This is a genomic window from Alcaligenes sp. SDU_A2 (genome assembly GCF_038237375.1).
Taxonomy (GTDB): Bacteria; Pseudomonadota; Gammaproteobacteria; order Burkholderiales; family Burkholderiaceae_B; genus Alcaligenes.
This window is the reverse complement of the sequence record NZ_CP151273.1, coordinates 2609637-2624961: the sequence shown is the minus strand read 5'-3', so window position 1 is coordinate 2624961 and position 15325 is coordinate 2609637. Positions and strand designations below refer to the sequence as shown.

Sequence of the window (15325 nt, the reverse complement as noted above, 5' to 3'; positions counted from 1 at the left end):
GCATCATGCAAGATATCCGTACCGGAGCGCCGTCTTGGATGGGCGGTGAGGATGCGTTCGTGCGCGTGGACGAAGTCGTGAAGATTTTTGGCGACACGGTCGCAGTCAAGTCGGTCAGCCTGGATGTGCGCCGCCACGAGTGTTTTGCCCTGTTGGGCAGCTCGGGCTGCGGCAAGTCCACCTTGCTGCGCATGCTGGCTGGTTTCGAGGAGCCGACCTCCGGTCGGATCTATCTGGACAACGAGGATATTACCGATCTGCCGCCGTACCGTCGGCCGGTCAATATGATGTTCCAGTCCTATGCCCTGTTTCCGCACATGACCGTGGAGGCCAATGTGGCCTTCGGCCTGAAGCAGGAAGGGGTGCCGCGCAACGAGATCCACGAGCGCGTTTTCGAGGCCTTGGATCTGGTGCAGATGGCCGGTTTTTCCCGGCGTAAGCCCAACCAGCTCTCGGGCGGGCAGCAGCAGCGTGTGGCGCTGGCGCGCAGTCTGGTCAAGCGCCCCAAGCTGCTCTTGCTGGACGAGCCCATGTCTGCGCTGGATAAGCAGATCCGCCAGAAAACACAGATTGAACTGGTCAAGATTCTGGAACGCGTGGGCGTTACCTGCATCATGGTTACGCATGACCAGGAAGAGGCCATGACCATGGCCGATAGGTTGGCCGTCATGTCCGAAGGGCAGATCATTCAGTACGGCACGCCCTACGACGTCTATGCCTTCCCGAACTCGCGTTTTGTGGCTGGTTTCATCGGTTCGACCAATTTGTTTAACGGTGTCATTTCCGTGGACGAACCCGATTATGTGCATATCGAATGTGAAGAGCTGAGCCGCCCGCTGTATGTCAGCCACGGCATCAGCGAACCATTGGGCATGGAGGTATCGGTATCCATTCGTCCTGAACAGATCAAGGTCAGCCGCGACATGCCGGAGCTTGATACCAATTGGGGGCACGGCATTGTGACGCACGTGGCCTGGATGGGCAGCTACACACGCTACCAGATCCGTCTGGATGCCGGCATGCTGATCGAGGCGCAGATGCCCAGCGGCACACTGGCCCAGCCCGATGCGCCGGTTCTGGATGACGAGGTGTACGTTTCCTGGTCCGATGATAGCGCAACGGTGCTGAGCGCATGAAGAACTTTTCCTGGCGCAAATTGCTGCCCTCGACCCGCATGTTGGTCGTGGGGCCCACGTTCCTGTGGATGATCCTGTTCCTGCTGGTGCCGTTCCTGCTGGTGTTCAAGATCAGTTTCGCGGATCTGGATTTCGGCGTGCCGCCATACACGCCGCTGGCGCAGTTCGCCGATGACAGCATTTCCTTCGTGCTTAATCTGCGCGGCTATATTCTGCTGTTCAGCGATAGCCTGTACCTGGCCACCTACATCAGCTCCTTGAAGATGGCGGCAGTGACCACGCTGTGTTGCATTCTGATCGGCTATCCGGTGGCTTATTACATTGCCCGTTCGTCTCCGGCGGTGCGCAATGTGCTGTTGCTGGCTGTCATTTTGCCGTTCTGGACATCCATGCTGCTGCGTGTGTATGCCTGGGTAGGCATTTTGCGCAACGACGGACTGCTGAACAACGTACTGCTCTGGTTAGGGTTGATCGATGCCCCGCTGGAAATCTATCGTACCGATCTGGCGGTGTACATCGGCTTGGTCTATGCCTATCTGCCGTTTTTCATCCTGCCGCTGTACGCCAATCTGGTCAAGCTGGACGTCCGTCTGTTGGAAGCCGCGTACGATCTGGGGGCACGTCCCTGGGCGGCGTTTCGCCGGGTCACCTTGCCTCTGTCCATGCCGGGCGTGGTCGCCGGGGCCATGCTGGTGTTCATTCCGTCCGTGGGCGAATACGTCATTCCCGAAATGCTGGGCGGTGCCGACACCCTGATGATGGGCCGGGTCATGTGGACCGAGTTCTTTAATAATGCCGACTGGCCGATGGCGGCGGCGGTGACCTGCATGATGGTGCTCTTGCTCATTATCCCGCTCATTCTGTTCCAGTACAGCCAGATGCGTCAGATCGAGTCTCAGCGAGGAGGCCGCGTATGACCCGCCCCAATCCCTGGCTGCGCGCCCTGGCCTTGACCATAGGCTTCGGCTTTCTGTATGTGCCTATTTTGTTTCTGGTGGTCTTTTCTTTTAATGATTCGGCCATCATGACATCCTGGGCAGGATTTTCGCTGCGCTGGTACGAATCCCTGTTCCAGGACGAGGTGTTGCTGTCGGCCGCGCGTCTGTCTTTTCTGGTGGCCTTTCTGACTGCCACCATGTCGCTGGTGCTGGGTACCTGGGCCGGTTACGTGCTGGCCCGCATGGGACGTTTCAAGGGCTTTGTCTTGTATATAGGCTTGGTCAGCGCGCCGCTGGTCATCCCAGAAGTCGTGCTGGGCATTTCCTTGCTGTTGATGTTCGTCGAGCTCAATTCCCTGTTGGGCTGGCCCGAGCAAAACGGTGTGTTCACCATTTGGATCGGTCATGTGGTCTTGTGCACCGCTTATGCCACGGTAATTCTGCAGTCGCGTATCCGCGAGCTGGACCGCTCCCAAGAGGAAGCAGCCCTGGATCTGGGTGCCACGCCACTCAAGGCATTTTTTCAGATCGTGCTGCCTTCGATTACCCCGGCCCTGATGGCTGCCTGGCTGCTGGCCTTTACCCTCTCGCTGGACGATGTGGTGATCGCTTCCTTCCTATCAGGGCCAGGTTTCACGACCTTGCCGGTCGAGGTGTTCTCGCGCGTGCGCCTGGGGCTCAAACCCGAGATCAATGCCCTGGCCACGCTGTTCATTCTGGTGGTGGGTACATTTGTTATTGTCGCCAACCGCCTTCAGGTGCGTCGTGAACAGCGCACCTGAACGTGTAGGGCTGCCATGCTCTTCATGGCAGCGAAAGTGGTTAGCCACATACCGTTGCGATTGCGCCGTAATATGGCTGTAGCAGCGCCCAGGGGGCGCAGTACAGGGAGGGACCGGAATGCGAGCAGTAGAGGAGTTGTTGTCGCCTGTTTCTGAGCAAGACCCTTGCGGACAGGATATGTCGTTTTCCATCCAGTTTGATCGCATCCAGGAGGCACGACGCGAAGACGATCCGCAGCTTGAGCAGGGCGATTGGGTGCGCGAGGTCAAGGAGGCCGACTGGAGCAAGGTGCAGCAGATGGCGCAGGCCCTGCTGATCGAGCAGACCAAGGACTTGCGAGTGGCGGGCTGGCTTATCGAGTCCCGCATCAAGTTGCAGGGATTCCAGGGCATGGCCGGCGGACTGGCTTTTCTGGCTGCTTTATGCGATCGCTACTGGGACGGCTTGCATCCGCGCATGGAAGACGATGACATTCAGGCGCGTGTCGGCAACCTGGCCTGGATCATCAATCGGGCCCGTGAACTGGCGCGCTATGTGCCGCTGGCCCACAGCGACGCCGGGCGCTACGGCATTGCCTATTGGGATGCGGCGCAGCAGCTTGCGCAGGCCATCCGGCGCTCGCCCGACGAAGCCTCTTCCTTGTCGGCCGGACGATTGACATTAGAGGACTTCAATCAGGCCTTGGCGGACACGCCTGCCGCGCATTATGTTCAGACGCTGGCCGGGCTGGATGCCGCGCGTTCGGCTTTGGCCGAGTTGGACCGGGTGCTGCAGGAGCGGCTGGGCGAAGAAGGCCCGGCCCTGTCGGGACTAGCAGCGGAACTGGACGGCAATGCCGAACTGATACAACGCTTTGCCGCGCAGGCCGGCGTGGATTTGCAGCCCGTCCAGCCTGTGCATCCTACAGTGACCCAGGCAGTCGTTCGCACTGAACCTACGTTGACCATCCCCAAGGAGCGCCTTGCCGTGTCTGCCCACCCAGTCTTGATCAGCTCGCGCCAACAGGCCTTGGAACAGTTGCGTCAGATAGCCGCTTTTTTCCGGGAAACCGAACCGCACAGTCCGGTGGCGTACATGGCGCAGAAAGCGGCGGATTGGGGAGAGATGCCGCTGCATCAGTGGCTAGAGCAGGTCATCAAAAATCCTGATACGCTGGCCAGTCTGCAGGAGCAATTGGGGGTGGTGGCGGGCCGGGCTTCGTCCTGACGCCCGGCAGGGCAGGTCAGTTGCTGGCGCGAAATTCGATGCGCCGGTTCTTGGCGCGTCCTTCGGCGGACGCGTTAGAGGCCACGGGCTGGTCAGGACCGGCACCGCTGGTCTCGAAGCGCGATTCAGGCAGTCCTTTATTGATCAGGTAGGCTTTGACGGCGTCCGCGCGCGCCTGACTCAGTGCCAGGTTGGTGGCTCGACTGCCCGAACTGTCGGTATGTCCGATGATCTGAACCCGTTGGCTGCTGATCTGCGGCAGCACATCGGCCAGTTCGTCCAGCAGTTGGCGACCTGTATTGGTCAGAGTGGCGCTGCCTGTCTGAAACTCGACGATGCGCTCGGCCAGGGTGTTGTCCAGCCGGGCTTGCTCATTGCGGTCACCGGCCACGCGCAATCCGTTGGCGATTCGGTAAGTAGGATTCAGCGCCGTGGCCAATGTGCTGGCGACTTGCTGGCGTGTGGCTTCATTGGCCACTTCGCCCGTCAGACGTATCTGCGTGCCGTCGATTTCAAGCTGTCCCCGGTGTACCTGCTGTAGTGATTTGTCGAGCAGATTGTTCACGTGGCCCGACCAATTGGGTGGTGCCACGACGCCGCCGACCTCGATCTGGTCGATGACATTGCCCAGGCCGTATAGTTGTTGCAAGCGCTGCAGCACATCGGCCTTGGTTTTTTCGTCGGGTACGGCACCGCTGGCCAAGACCTGGCCCGGCTGGGGGATGATGTTGGCGGGGATGACGGTCGCCGATCCGCTTGCCAGCGCGGATGCGCTCAGACACAGACCGAGCAAGCCGGAAAGTCCGATCAGACGGGGCATATCAGGCTCCTGTGAAGACATCGTGAAATGTGTCGCGCACGGTGCGCAGGGACAGCCTGGGCTGGCGCAGATAGCTGGACAGCTTGCTTTGGCCACTGTCCAGCTGAGGCAAGTCTTTGATCCAGGCTGGCTGGTCCAGGCATAGGAACTGTCGGTAGGCTTGCGCGGGCGTGGAAATCAGGCTGGCCAGATCATCGGGGTGTGCACCGCGCAACCCCACCGCCAGACGCTGCCGGCCTTCCAGCCTTAGCACGAAGACGGCCAGTTCAAAGTCGCCGCGCGCCAGAAAAGGAGTGATCAGACTGAGCCAGAACGCAGCGCTCAGGTTCATGTAAAGAGGATCGCGGGGTAGGGGCAGCAGCAGACCCTGATCGGCCTGTGAGCGGCCACTGGATTGCAGAGGTGTCATCAGCGCGCCCAGGGCCAGAACCAGATCGTGGAAGTCGATGGTGTGTTCGTGTTGGGCGAGCAACGAGACCATGCCGTCTATAGTCTGCAGATCGATGAAAGCGTCGAATCCGTCGTCCGCCTGCGTACGCACTTCGCCGGCCAGATTATCCAGCTCGGACAAGGCTTGGTCAGGCGCGGTACTGGTCATGAGGCTTTGCGTGGAGCGTTCCATTGCCCCCCATATTCGGCTGAAGGCCATGGGGCTGCGGGCGATGAAATCGAGCGAATGGGGGACAGGCAGGGATGTGGCGCATAAAAAAGGGAAGCGCCGACCTGCCTGGTCGCGGCTGGGCTGCAGATGACCGGCAATGGCCAGCTTGCTGCGCGAGCCCAGGAAAGCGAAGCGTACGGCGTGCAGGTTGTCGTAAAGCGTCTTCCAGTCCAGGTCCTGTTCCAGCTGACCCATGGCGTGGGCGACCCAGTTGTCCAGGCTGGCCATCAGTTGCGGGTGTGAGGCGTTTTTAACAAAATCGCCACGCGTGGGAATCTTGCCGAAGTAGGCCGTATTGACTCTTTGTGTGGCATGGATGCTCATGGCCGTCCTCCCGCCTGCAAGGGGGCGGGAGCATCTGGGGCCGATCCGCCGGCAATGCTGCGCGGCAGGGCCAGTCCCGACAGGCCCTGGCTGGCCGCATCGTCGTCGGCGCTGGCCTGGGTATTGCTGATGATGCGCAGCAGCACAGGCACAGTCACCCCGGATGCGTTCCAGGTCATGTTGAATGAGCCGTCGGCATTGGTCGTGCGCTGGGCCGACGCCAACAGGCGCTCCAGACCGTAGCGTCCGGGCTCCTGGACAATGTCCACGGTGCGGCCTTCGAAGCTCTGGGCCGTGATGCGCACGCCCGGTGCGCCTTGCGGGTTGGGCCAGATGAAGTTGACCCATTGGGGCGGCGTATTGCGGTAGCGCAGTTGCTGGCCGTCGATCTCGATAGTGTATTCCGAGGCACCTGCCGCCGGCCGGGGCTGGATCTGGAAATGGGTCTGTACTTGCTGCGCGCTGCCTGCGGCACCGCCGGACAGCGGAGCCACCCAGCGAGCGAAACCGGCTGTGAAAGCGGGCTGCAGTGTGATGCCCAGATCGCCCCAGGTGCGGCTGGTCAGGATGGTGCCACGCCGGATGGCCAGCGGTGCCAGCGTGTCGGACACAAAATGGCTGATGGCACCTTCGGGGCCGAAAATCCGTCCGATTTCGTCGGGTCCGGCTTCGATCGTACCTTGCGGGTTGAAGGGATATTTTCCAGCCAGCTTATCCTGAAAAGGCTCGTAAACCTGTGCCAGCCATGTTTTGTTCAGTTCGGCCTCGGCCGTGGGCAGCGCGGCCGCGAAGCTCTGGGACAGCGGGCGCACCAGCAGAGGACGCAAGGTCTGGCGCTGGGTATCGTTCAGTCCGGCCAGAATTTGCTCATCCACCAGGCGCAGCGCATCGGATAGCTCCGAACCTTTGCCTTGCAGGGTCTGGTGAACGAGCATGAGCGCTCCAGGGCCGGGATCTCCCTGGTTCTGGATCTGATTGAAGCGGGTCCGGATGCTGGCCAGCGACCCCATGTAATTGCCCAACAGAGACTGGCCGTCGTGATCGGCGATAAGGCGGGCGATGTCCGAGAACTGCTCGCCGACCGGACCCGGTTCGACCGTGGCGGGCGCAGCCGGGTCGGGCGCGTCTGGTGTGTCCTGGCGCAGGATGACGCGCCGGAACCAGCCGGCCTGCGGCTGCGATGTGTCTGCAGCGGCAGAAACCAGTCGGGGATTGTCCCAAGCGGTCTGCGCATAGGCTTCCAGCAGCAGTTTCTTGGTGGGCGAGTTATCGGGGTGGCCCAGCCGGTTCATGCCGTCCACGGCCTGGGAAAAGGTGCTGAACGAGGCGATGCTGACCCCGCGCAGAAATTTTTGCCATTCTTGCGCGTATTCCGTCTTATACATATCGGACAGCCCCTTGAAGATCTGTTCCGGGCTGCCCAGCAAGGTCAGGTCGTCGCGGCTGTTGACCCCCAGCACCCAGTCGGTAGTCTGGAGCTCTTTGCGGGAGGCTTCCTGAAAGGCCGGTTCGATATATTCACGCCAAGCCTGGCGGGTGAAGGTGCCGGGAATGGCGTAGCTGCCGGTCATCAGGTCGGCATCGGCATCGCCCACGATGCGGGCCACGGTCATGGCCTGGAAACGGGTGGAGGCGCGCGCCTTGATCGTGGTGTAGGCACGTTCGCGGGCAGGCATGCCTTGCATGACCGCCCGCAGGCTTTGACGTGCGCTCTCGACCAGGGCCAGATTCTGGTCGATCTGTGGCCAGGCCGGATCGCTCGGGCGTCCAGTATAGAAAGACACCATGCGACCGGCACTGCGTATCATCTGGTCGCGCGGCATAGCCCCGCGGTTGGTTTCCAGCCAGCCGCGCCAGAAACGCGTGATCTGATCGGCCAGATGGCTGGGTTCCACGTGCTGACGCGAGGCCATCATCAAATAGGCTTTCAGTGCATTGTGCACGTCTTCGGCATTGGATGGCGAGGCGTCCTGGAACAGCGTGTCTGCAGGGGCAGACACAGCTACGGTCGACGCAAGGGCATCGGGCCCATCGGCGCGCAGGCGGATTTTGGACAGAAATTCCTCTACGCTGGATTGGACCGGCGTGAGCATGAACTGGCGTAGTCCGTGATAGTACTCGGCCAGCAGTTGCTGCTTGAGCTGTCCGCCCTGGTACAGTCCAAAACGCAGCGCCCAGGGACGCTCGGCATCAAAGCGGTCCAATTGTTCGATCCGGTCCTGCAGGATCTCCATGGCTTCCAGGCGGCTTTGCAAGTCGGTTCGGTCGGCCTGCAGCCGCACGACGGCATCCAGGTCGGCGCGCACGTTCTGCACCAGTTGCTGATTGGCGTAATAGGACCAGCCCCACAGTCCCAGCGATAGACCAAGGCCCAGCACCATCATGAAGAATCCCGCGTAGCGCAGACGGATGCGGCCGGGATTGGCGTGCTGCTTGACCAGGTTCTTGTCGGCGAAGATAACGTTGGAAAACAGGTTTTTCAGGAAGTAGCCGTGCCGTTCTGGGGCGGCCGGCGTGCTTTGGCTGTCCTCGCCGCCGCGCAGGCCAAAGGACGCTTTTAGATGCGGCGTGGAACTGCTGCGTGCCTGACCTTCCTGAACAGCACTGGTGAAATAGAACCCACGCAGAATGGGTTTGTACTGGTAAGGGTTGGGCTCGAACAACGTGGCCAGAAAGGTGCGCAGGGCCGGCTGGATCGCGGCGAACTCCAGCGGAAAGGTCAATAGACCGGCCGGCAGGGTATGTGTGGACCGAGCGGCGATCTGGGCCGTGCTGATTTCTTTGAGTCCTTGGTGGAGGATCTCGAAATGTTCGTCGAACAAGGCCACCGCATCCCGCGCATCCTGCGCCTGGTACGGAAAAGTTGCGCCCCAGACCTGCTGGCGTTGATGGTTGCTCTCGTTCGCAAAGAAGTCGGTGAAGCCGGCGATCAGGTCTGTTTTGGTGAAGAGGATGTAGACCGGCGCGATAACTTCCAGGCGCTCGGTCAGTTCCTGAATGCGCTGGCGAAGGTTTTTGGCCAGATCAATAGCAAACTCGGGTCCGGTGGCAGTCAGTTCGCTGATGCTGACGGCCACGATGATGCCGTTGATAGGCGCTTTGCTGCGGTATCGCTTGAGCAGATCCAGAAAACCCAGCCACTCTGTGCGCTCTTCTTCGTGGACTGAATAGCGGCCGGCCGTGTCCAGCAAAATTCCTTCGGTGGTAAAGAACCAGTCGCAGTTGCGTGTTCCCCCTACGCCCCGGATGCCGGCCCCCGTGGAGTCTTCCAGGGGAAATTGCAAGCCCGAATGGGTGATGGCGCTGCTTTTCCCGGCCGCCGGATTGCCAATGACGATATACCAGGGTAATTCGTACAAAGCTGCATGACCGGATGTCTGGCCGATCCTGGACGTTTTGAGCAAGCGCACGGCGTGCAGTAGACGTTCGCGCAGTTGTCCCAGGTCGCTGGGGGTCTTGCTGGCCCGTACTTGTTCTTCCAGGGCCTGGCCCAGGATGCGGCCGGCCTTGCGATTGCGGCGGCGTCGCCACAGTAGCGTGACAGCGCCGAAAACAGCAAAGACAAGCAGCGTCCATGCGGACCACCACATTGCTGTTTGCATAGTGTCGGCCAGCATAAAGTAGATGATGATCAGCGCACTCAGCCCCAATAGGGAAAAAGTGCGCGGGGCGACGATCATTCGTCCGATCCAATACCGGAAATCATGAAAAAGACTGGCAAGGCGGGAAAAGAATCCAGATGGGTTCGGCATGAGGCTGGTCGTACACGCTGTGATAGAAGTGTTTGATTAAATCAATGCGATGCAAGAAAGGAAAAAGTGTATGTAGGGGAGAGAAATAAGTCCATATAAAACGGGAAAAAGAAAAAGAAAGAAATTAGAAACAAAAAATATCAGCGCTGTGACCGTGCGCCAGGATGGCGATATTCGACATGCCCGAAATCCATCATCTTCCATCGCCCGCCCCAGGTCAGGCCGACCTTTTCGGCTGTTTCGCCATATAACTCATAACCCCGCATGGCCCAAGGATCTTTTTCGGTGATGACGATCTTGCCATTGCGCAGAAAGGCGCTGTCCGCGGCCAGGCCGAACTGGTGATAGCTCTGAAAGGCGCGGGCCTGAGTGACATGTGTTCCCATGGCAGCCAGCTTTTCCTGCCGCTCGGGGCTGCGGTAGCCCTCTAGCAGCACCATTTCATAGCCGTGCTCTTCGCGCATGATCTGGTAGATGAGCAGTAGACGATGGCGGAATTCCGCATCCAGCAGATCCCAGTCGCGGCTTGCCTGGACCAGCTGCGGACGGATCAGCTCGACTTCCCGCGTGGTGAACATATCCGGCGGCAAGGCCGCTGGCGTGGCCAGCCGTTCGCCAGTCAGCAGGGCCTGTATGCGGTCGTCGATACGGGCCGCCTGGTGCAGACGAAATACATGACTGTCTCGTCCCAGTACCGCTACCAGCGGTGGCAGTATCAGCAAGAGGGCGGCGACTGCCAGTGCGTGTCTGCGGTGCCAACCTGTTCGCCCTGCGTGGCGCACCGCCTTGGCCGTGCTTTCGGCGGGCGCGGTAACGATCAGCAGACCATAGCGCCCAATGCGCGACAGCAGATGGCCGGCGCGCAGGCAGACTTGGCGACTGCCGGCGATTGCCCACTGTCGCAGGGGCGGGAATATCAGAAACGACAGCACCGCCAAGGACAGCAGGAAATAAAAAAACAACAGAAGGGCAAAGTGCATGCGGGCGTGATAAGAGAAAAAAATAGAAATGATTTTAGCAAAATAAAAAATAGTTTTTTTGCAATCTAATTAATGTTTAAGGCGAGATTTATAAGGTAAATAATAAAAGGCGGCTAATTATTTGTTTGTGACGAGAATTTGATATGCTTGCTGAAAAAACTGGGAAATTTCAAGAAAGGAGTGGCCGTGACAGTGCCTACGTTGATGAATGCAGTCGGATCGTCTCCGAACAAAGAGCACCGAATTCTGGCTGCATTGGAAGGGCGCGTTGTCCAAATACCTGCTCGGGCCAGGGACCAGCCTGCCAATACCGGCGCAGGCCGCAAAACCGCCATGTTGCTGACAGGGCTTGTTCTGAGCGCAGGCCTTGCCCTGTACGCCGCGACGCGGGACAACGGTTCTGGATTTCGGATCTCTACCGCTCCAACCAGCTCGGAAAACGTCGTGAACGCTCCGACAGTGCCCGTGCCGGCCTTGCCCGAAGCGTCGGTAACGACAGCGGCTGTTCTTGAGGATTGGCCGCAGGCCGCGCACGAAGCGGATGCGCATGACCAGGGGGAGTTGCGCAATCCCTTGCTGATGCTGGATCAGGCGGCCACGCCGCGTTCTGGTCTTGCCGGTTTGTTAGCGGAGCGGGATGCAGGCTCGACGCGTGCGCCGCACATCACGCCGTCAGGCACCGTGCCGCACGCCTCTTCCGGCAAGCCGGCCCCGTCAGCGATACCGGGGCGGGGCGCTGCGGCCCAGAAGCAGGTGGATGTATCCGTGTTGGCCGGCTTGCTGTCTATGGGCCTGCCGTCGTCCAATCTGGCTGGCGTGCAACTGGTCGATGACGGGGCAGTGCGCATGCGCGTCATTCCGGTGGATCAGATATCGGCGCGTTTGCAGGAATGCGACCGACAAAGTTTCTTCCAGCGTCCGTCTTGTCGGGCGCAAGTTTGTCGCGCGCATCTGGCGCATGAAGCCTGCCTGGCTGAGCAGACCGCATCGCCCGAACCCTGAGCGCGACCGATACCGGAGCTTCAGGGCAGGGTGATGGTCAGGTGGGCCGAGCGAGGCCCTACGCTGACGATGTGCTGATACTGCCCCAGCATGTCGTGCGTGTCCTGGGCCAAGGCATAGCGGATGCCCAGGAAGCCCGCTACGGCACATAGCGATACCAGAGCGGCCATCGCCCAAAGTGGCATGTCGCGCTTCAAGGTGTGGCTGATCTTGTCGGGTATCGCCCAGAAGGGAGCGAAGCCGCTGCGCTTGTTGCGCATACGGGCAATCTCGTCCCCCAGTTTGCTGGTCAGAAAGCCTAGTTTTTCTTGTCCCTCAAAGACGTACTTGCCTTGGAAACCCAACAGCAAGCACATGTGAAAGACTTCCAGCGACGGCAGGCGGGCGGCCCCTTCCAGTCGCAACTCTTCCAGCCGCTCAAAAAAATTGGCACCCGCCAACTGATCGCCAAAAAGCGTCAGTTGCAAGGGGCGGATGTACCACTCCTGCTTGACGGCGAAATCCGACTGCAGAATGATCTCGTCCACGGTGGCGCAGAAGGCGTATTTGGCGGCATGGCAGTCTTGTCCGGCGATGTTCATCGCTCGTGCCTGGCGATCTACATCGGCCAGATAGTCCTGGACCCGCCGGGTGTAATCGGCGGCGCTGATGGGCTCCGAACCGTTCTTGAGCAGGAACAGCATCAGAAAGCCTTCGTAGAACAGATCGACCAGCGTGGGCTTGGCGACAGCGTCCGACACGGTGACAAGATCGGGAGGCGGGGAGACGGCGGTGGTCATGGTGGGTATCTCCGAATACAGGCTATTGCGTGACCGCGACCAGATCTAACTTCAGGTCGGGAATGCCGGCCGGGGCATAAATGGCGATGCTTTGACCTTGTAGCATGGCGTCGTACAAGGGGCCTGACGATTGCAGGGCGAAATAGGCGGTGCCGGGCTTGACGGGAATGGCGGCCGGTACTTGCGGTGTGTAATTAAGCACGATACCCGGCATGGCGGCCAAAACCAGTTTTTCGACATCGTCCGGAGAGCCGATCTTAAAGCGCAGCGGCACAAGTTCTTCAAGTTGGGCTACGGGCAGGGACGAACCCACGCCCAGGAAAAGAGAGGTCTTGGCATCGATCTTGCCCGAGTCCAGGCGTCCGCTGTGGATGGATGGCCGTGTTTCGTTGAGTGCAATCGAAAAATAACGGGTGGAGATTACGGTTTCCAGCAAATCGCGCAGCAGGATGTCCAGCTTGACGAAGCCTGCCTCGGGCTGCTCGTGTTGGTAGACCGGCAGGTCAGCCAGGCTGTATTGCTTGGAGAAGGTCATCAGTGCGCCTGCCAGGCGCAGCAGCTCCTGAAACAATCGCTCCGGGTGTAAGAGAGGGTGGCGGTACAAGTGGGTCAGGGCCGCATGGGCGGCATTGGCCGTGTGCAGAAGCCAAAAGGATGCCACGTCGCCGGAACGAAATTCGATGATATGTTGGCTGGGTTCGCGGTGAAATCCGTACAGCGCGCTGATCTTGGCCTGTAAGGCATCCAGCGTTTGCTTGAGCTGTTCATACAAGGCTGGATTGGCTTGGATGGAGAGAGCCGGTGCCATATACGAAGTGTCGATCTCGTAGCCGGCATTGGCATTGCGCATCAGGCGCAGAATAGGGATGGTGCTCAGGTGGTCGCTGGGAGAGTGGCTGCCGATCAGGCGGGTGTTTTTTTTAAGGTAGGTGATGTCGGCGGTGACGGCCTTGGTGTAAAGGTCGGCCGTGGGCTCGGTGCGTGCCGCAAAACGGGCCTCTCGGTCCTCTTGGGATTGGCTGAGGTTGTCGCCCATGGATTTTTGTAGCGGCAAGGCCAGCGAGATCACCAGTCTGTCTGCGCTGGGTAGTTCAGACAGCTTGAGCGCGGGAGGAGGGGCGTCGCGTGAAGGGGCGCTCAGTTGTTCGCCATCGGGGAAAATCGCGGCGATTTCCAAAATGTGCAGTTGGCCTACAGCCAGCGCGTCCAGGTCTATCTTCAGGTGCTGCAGCCCCCAGCAATAGGGCTGGATGGCGCGGCTGGCGTAGCCGAGTCGATGCTCGTGGTAGGCGTCTTGTTGCTGAAAGTTCTGGGGGCGCAAAAACAAGCCTTCGCCCCATAAAGGTTTTGCGTAATACACAGTGTTCAATTCCGATGACGAACAGTGGAAATGGCATGTGGAGTGTCAATCCGGTCATGCAGGACTTTTATTCGCAACGCACCATGCTCAAGCTGGCGGGATCATGCCTGGGCATATCCCGACGCTCTATTGCTTTTCCGCGCGTGACAGACAGGGCGCAAGCATGCGCCCCTAGAACAATACCTGTTTTTTCGGCCTCTTTGGCATCAAATACATATTTCCAGCGTTGCGGATAAGCCGAATGAAAAAATGTGGCTATTCCTATATAGCGAATTGTGTTGGGTAGCTGTTCTTTTGAATTGTATACACGTCCGGGTATCAGTGATATTTCCCGAACTTGCTCCAGATCTGATCCCAAGGCTGTTTTTTCTTCGTCTTTTGACAGCATGGTCTTCATATCCATGCGCAACCATGTTTCGTAATTATTTAGATAGTATATTTTTGTAACCACGGCGGCGCCATGACCATAGGCGGCATTCAGGTTCTTACCGGCATGGATAGCTACTGCAATTTCCAGCGGTGCATTTTCCGGTTTTTTCAAACCGGCGGCCTCTAGCGCAGCACCTGCCAAAGATCCAATGGCACTGGCCCCTCCCATAGTGACGCAGCCTTCCAACAGCGGTAGTGCGACCAGCATAAGTGCCCAAAATCGAGCCCGCATCCTAATTGATTTAGATTTCATATATAAGCCGCTTTTTTATTCATGATTTGAATTTATTTATCGTATTGCAATTCGATTTTATTTTACGCTGTTTCTCTGATTTTCTTTCTTTGTGAGGCCGCTTGTTTGATGGTCTGTTTTCTTGTTCTGGTATCTTTGTTTGATTTTGATGCTATATTTGCTCCGATTTTTATTTATTTTTCTTGACGGAAAAAGATGATGTTTCCTCGTTTTTTGGCGTGTGGCCTTGTTTTTGCTCTTGTGACGGGTTGTGCTTCGTCGCCTAATCAAAAGGAACTGGAGCCTTTATCTCAGAACGAATTGACCACGGCTATTGCGCAGGCATTGCAAACCGCACAGGACGATGATCTGGATCTGGCGATCGAGAAATTAACGGAATTGGCCCGGCGCAATCCCTCATCAGGATTAGTCTGGTCGCACATTGCCAAATTGCGTTTCGATCACGCGCAATATGGTGCCGCCATTGTGGCGGCCGACGAAACTCTGCAGCGCGAACCGGATGATTTCACGGCCAAGTCGGTGCGTGTGGTGGGCGGATTGCGCATCGCTTTGCAGTCCCTGGCCGATATACGCGATAACGCGCTGCTGGCTGGCAATGCCCGGGTGGATGCCCAAGCCCTGGCGCAGGCCTTGCGCGACTCACTCGGGCAAGACGCTTTGTTTCCCAAAGAGCGCAAGCGGTCACCGCGTCGCGCTCGTGCTAAGCCCGTCGATGCTCGCCCCGTATCGACCGGCACAGAGACCTCTGTCGAGCGCTCAGCCGAAGCCGCGTCGGCTCCGGTGACAGCGCCGCCTGCCGCGCCAGTCGCTGCGCCTGCAACGGCTCCTAAAGGCGGTGCAGAAGAACGCAACCCGTTTTCGGGATTGCTGAACGTCCTATCCAATTGACGGCCTGCTGCCGG

General features: G+C 59.0%; 13 protein-coding genes. 6 read left to right on the top strand and 7 right to left on the bottom strand.

Annotated features, from left to right (window positions below; translation table 11 throughout):
- Positions 1 to 5 precede the first annotated feature (5 nt).
- From AADW57_RS12115 to tssA, 4 genes are all read left to right on the top strand, one after another.
- Positions 6 to 1136 (top strand): ABC transporter ATP-binding protein, encoded by a 1131-nt coding sequence (locus AADW57_RS12115; protein WP_341667152.1) that lies wholly within the window; start codon positions 6 to 8, stop codon positions 1134 to 1136.
- A complete protein-coding gene (locus tag AADW57_RS12110; RefSeq protein ID WP_341667151.1) occupies positions 1133 to 2053 on the top strand; it encodes an ABC transporter permease subunit in 921 nt (306 codons plus the stop codon). The genes AADW57_RS12115 and AADW57_RS12110 overlap by 4 nt, the downstream gene beginning before the upstream one ends.
- Positions 2050 to 2856, top strand: coding sequence for an ABC transporter permease subunit (locus AADW57_RS12105; protein WP_341667150.1), 807 nt, complete (start codon positions 2050 to 2052; stop codon positions 2854 to 2856). The genes AADW57_RS12110 and AADW57_RS12105 overlap by 4 nt, the downstream gene beginning before the upstream one ends.
- Before the next feature lie 118 nt (positions 2857 to 2974).
- Positions 2975 to 4063, top strand: coding sequence for a type VI secretion system protein TssA (tssA, locus tag AADW57_RS12100; protein ID WP_341667149.1), 1089 nt, complete (start codon positions 2975 to 2977; stop codon positions 4061 to 4063).
- A gap of 16 nt (positions 4064 to 4079) precedes the next feature.
- Here tssA and AADW57_RS12095 read toward each other — a convergent pair whose 3' ends face one another.
- From AADW57_RS12095 to AADW57_RS12080, 4 genes are all read right to left on the bottom strand, one after another.
- The gene (locus tag AADW57_RS12095) at positions 4080 to 4883 is read right to left on the bottom strand and encodes an OmpA family protein (protein ID WP_445819147.1); all 804 of its coding nucleotides are present in this window, start codon (positions 4881 to 4883) and stop codon (positions 4080 to 4082) included.
- A 1-nt stretch (position 4884) separates the two neighbouring features.
- Complete coding sequence (gene tagF / locus AADW57_RS12090) at positions 4885 to 5868, bottom strand: type VI secretion system-associated protein TagF (RefSeq protein WP_341667148.1); 984 nt, start codon at positions 5866 to 5868, stop codon at positions 4885 to 4887.
- Complete coding sequence (gene tssM, locus AADW57_RS12085; protein WP_341667147.1) at positions 5865 to 9548, bottom strand: type VI secretion system membrane subunit TssM; 3684 nt, start codon at positions 9546 to 9548, stop codon at positions 5865 to 5867. The genes tagF and tssM overlap by 4 nt, the downstream gene beginning before the upstream one ends.
- A 212-nt stretch (positions 9549 to 9760) precedes the next feature.
- Entirely contained in the window at positions 9761 to 10600 is an 840-nt protein-coding gene (locus AADW57_RS12080; protein WP_341667146.1) for a M15 family metallopeptidase, read from the bottom strand.
- A gap of 444 nt (positions 10601 to 11044) precedes the next feature.
- On the opposite strand from AADW57_RS12080, the gene AADW57_RS12075 reads away from it, so the two are divergent.
- The gene (locus AADW57_RS12075) at positions 11045 to 11602 is read left to right on the top strand and encodes a hypothetical protein (protein ID WP_341667145.1); all 558 of its coding nucleotides are present in this window, start codon (positions 11045 to 11047) and stop codon (positions 11600 to 11602) included.
- 20 nt (positions 11603 to 11622) lie between these two features.
- Here AADW57_RS12075 and icmH read toward each other — a convergent pair whose 3' ends face one another.
- From icmH to tssJ, 3 genes are all read right to left on the bottom strand, one after another.
- Positions 11623 to 12381, bottom strand: a complete 759-nt coding sequence (gene icmH, locus AADW57_RS12070; protein WP_341667144.1) for a type IVB secretion system protein IcmH/DotU — start codon at positions 12379 to 12381, stop codon at positions 11623 to 11625.
- Between the two features lie 22 nt (positions 12382 to 12403).
- Positions 12404 to 13741 carry a type VI secretion system baseplate subunit TssK gene (gene tssK, locus AADW57_RS12065; RefSeq protein ID WP_341667143.1) on the bottom strand — a complete coding sequence of 446 codons (1338 nt, stop codon included), beginning with the start codon at positions 13739 to 13741 and terminating at the stop codon, positions 12404 to 12406.
- Positions 13742 to 13808: 67 nt separating this feature from the next.
- Positions 13809 to 14423 carry a type VI secretion system lipoprotein TssJ gene (gene tssJ, locus AADW57_RS12060; protein WP_341667142.1) on the bottom strand — a complete coding sequence of 205 codons (615 nt, stop codon included), beginning with the start codon at positions 14421 to 14423 and terminating at the stop codon, positions 13809 to 13811.
- A 195-nt stretch (positions 14424 to 14618) separates the two neighbouring features.
- Between tssJ and AADW57_RS12055 the strand changes: the two genes are divergently transcribed.
- Complete coding sequence (locus AADW57_RS12055; protein WP_341667140.1) at positions 14619 to 15311, top strand: hypothetical protein; 693 nt, start codon at positions 14619 to 14621, stop codon at positions 15309 to 15311.
- Positions 15312 to 15325 lie beyond the last annotated feature (14 nt).

Excerpts from the sequence above, each read along its gene's own strand:
- AADW57_RS12115 (WP_341667152.1), top strand. The coding sequence starts at position 6 with ATGCAAGATATCCGTACCGGAGCGCCGTCTTGGATGGGCGGTGAGGAT.
- AADW57_RS12110 (WP_341667151.1), top strand. The coding sequence starts at position 1,133 with ATGAAGAACTTTTCCTGGCGCAAATTGCTGCCCTCGACCCGCATGTTG.
- AADW57_RS12105 (WP_341667150.1), top strand. The coding sequence starts at position 2,050 with ATGACCCGCCCCAATCCCTGGCTGCGCGCCCTGGCCTTGACCATAGGC.
- tssA (WP_341667149.1), top strand. The coding sequence starts at position 2,975 with ATGCGAGCAGTAGAGGAGTTGTTGTCGCCTGTTTCTGAGCAAGACCCT.
- AADW57_RS12095 (WP_445819147.1), bottom strand. The coding sequence starts at position 4,883 with ATGCCCCGTCTGATCGGACTTTCCGGCTTGCTCGGTCTGTGTCTGAGC.
- tagF (WP_341667148.1), bottom strand. The coding sequence starts at position 5,868 with ATGAGCATCCATGCCACACAAAGAGTCAATACGGCCTACTTCGGCAAG.
- tssM (WP_341667147.1), bottom strand. The coding sequence starts at position 9,548 with ATGATCGTCGCCCCGCGCACTTTTTCCCTATTGGGGCTGAGTGCGCTG.
- AADW57_RS12080 (WP_341667146.1), bottom strand. The coding sequence starts at position 10,600 with ATGCACTTTGCCCTTCTGTTGTTTTTTTATTTCCTGCTGTCCTTGGCG.
- icmH (WP_341667144.1), bottom strand. The coding sequence starts at position 12,381 with ATGACCACCGCCGTCTCCCCGCCTCCCGATCTTGTCACCGTGTCGGAC.
- tssJ (WP_341667142.1), bottom strand. The coding sequence starts at position 14,423 with ATGAAATCTAAATCAATTAGGATGCGGGCTCGATTTTGGGCACTTATG.
- AADW57_RS12055 (WP_341667140.1), top strand. The coding sequence starts at position 14,619 with ATGATGTTTCCTCGTTTTTTGGCGTGTGGCCTTGTTTTTGCTCTTGTG.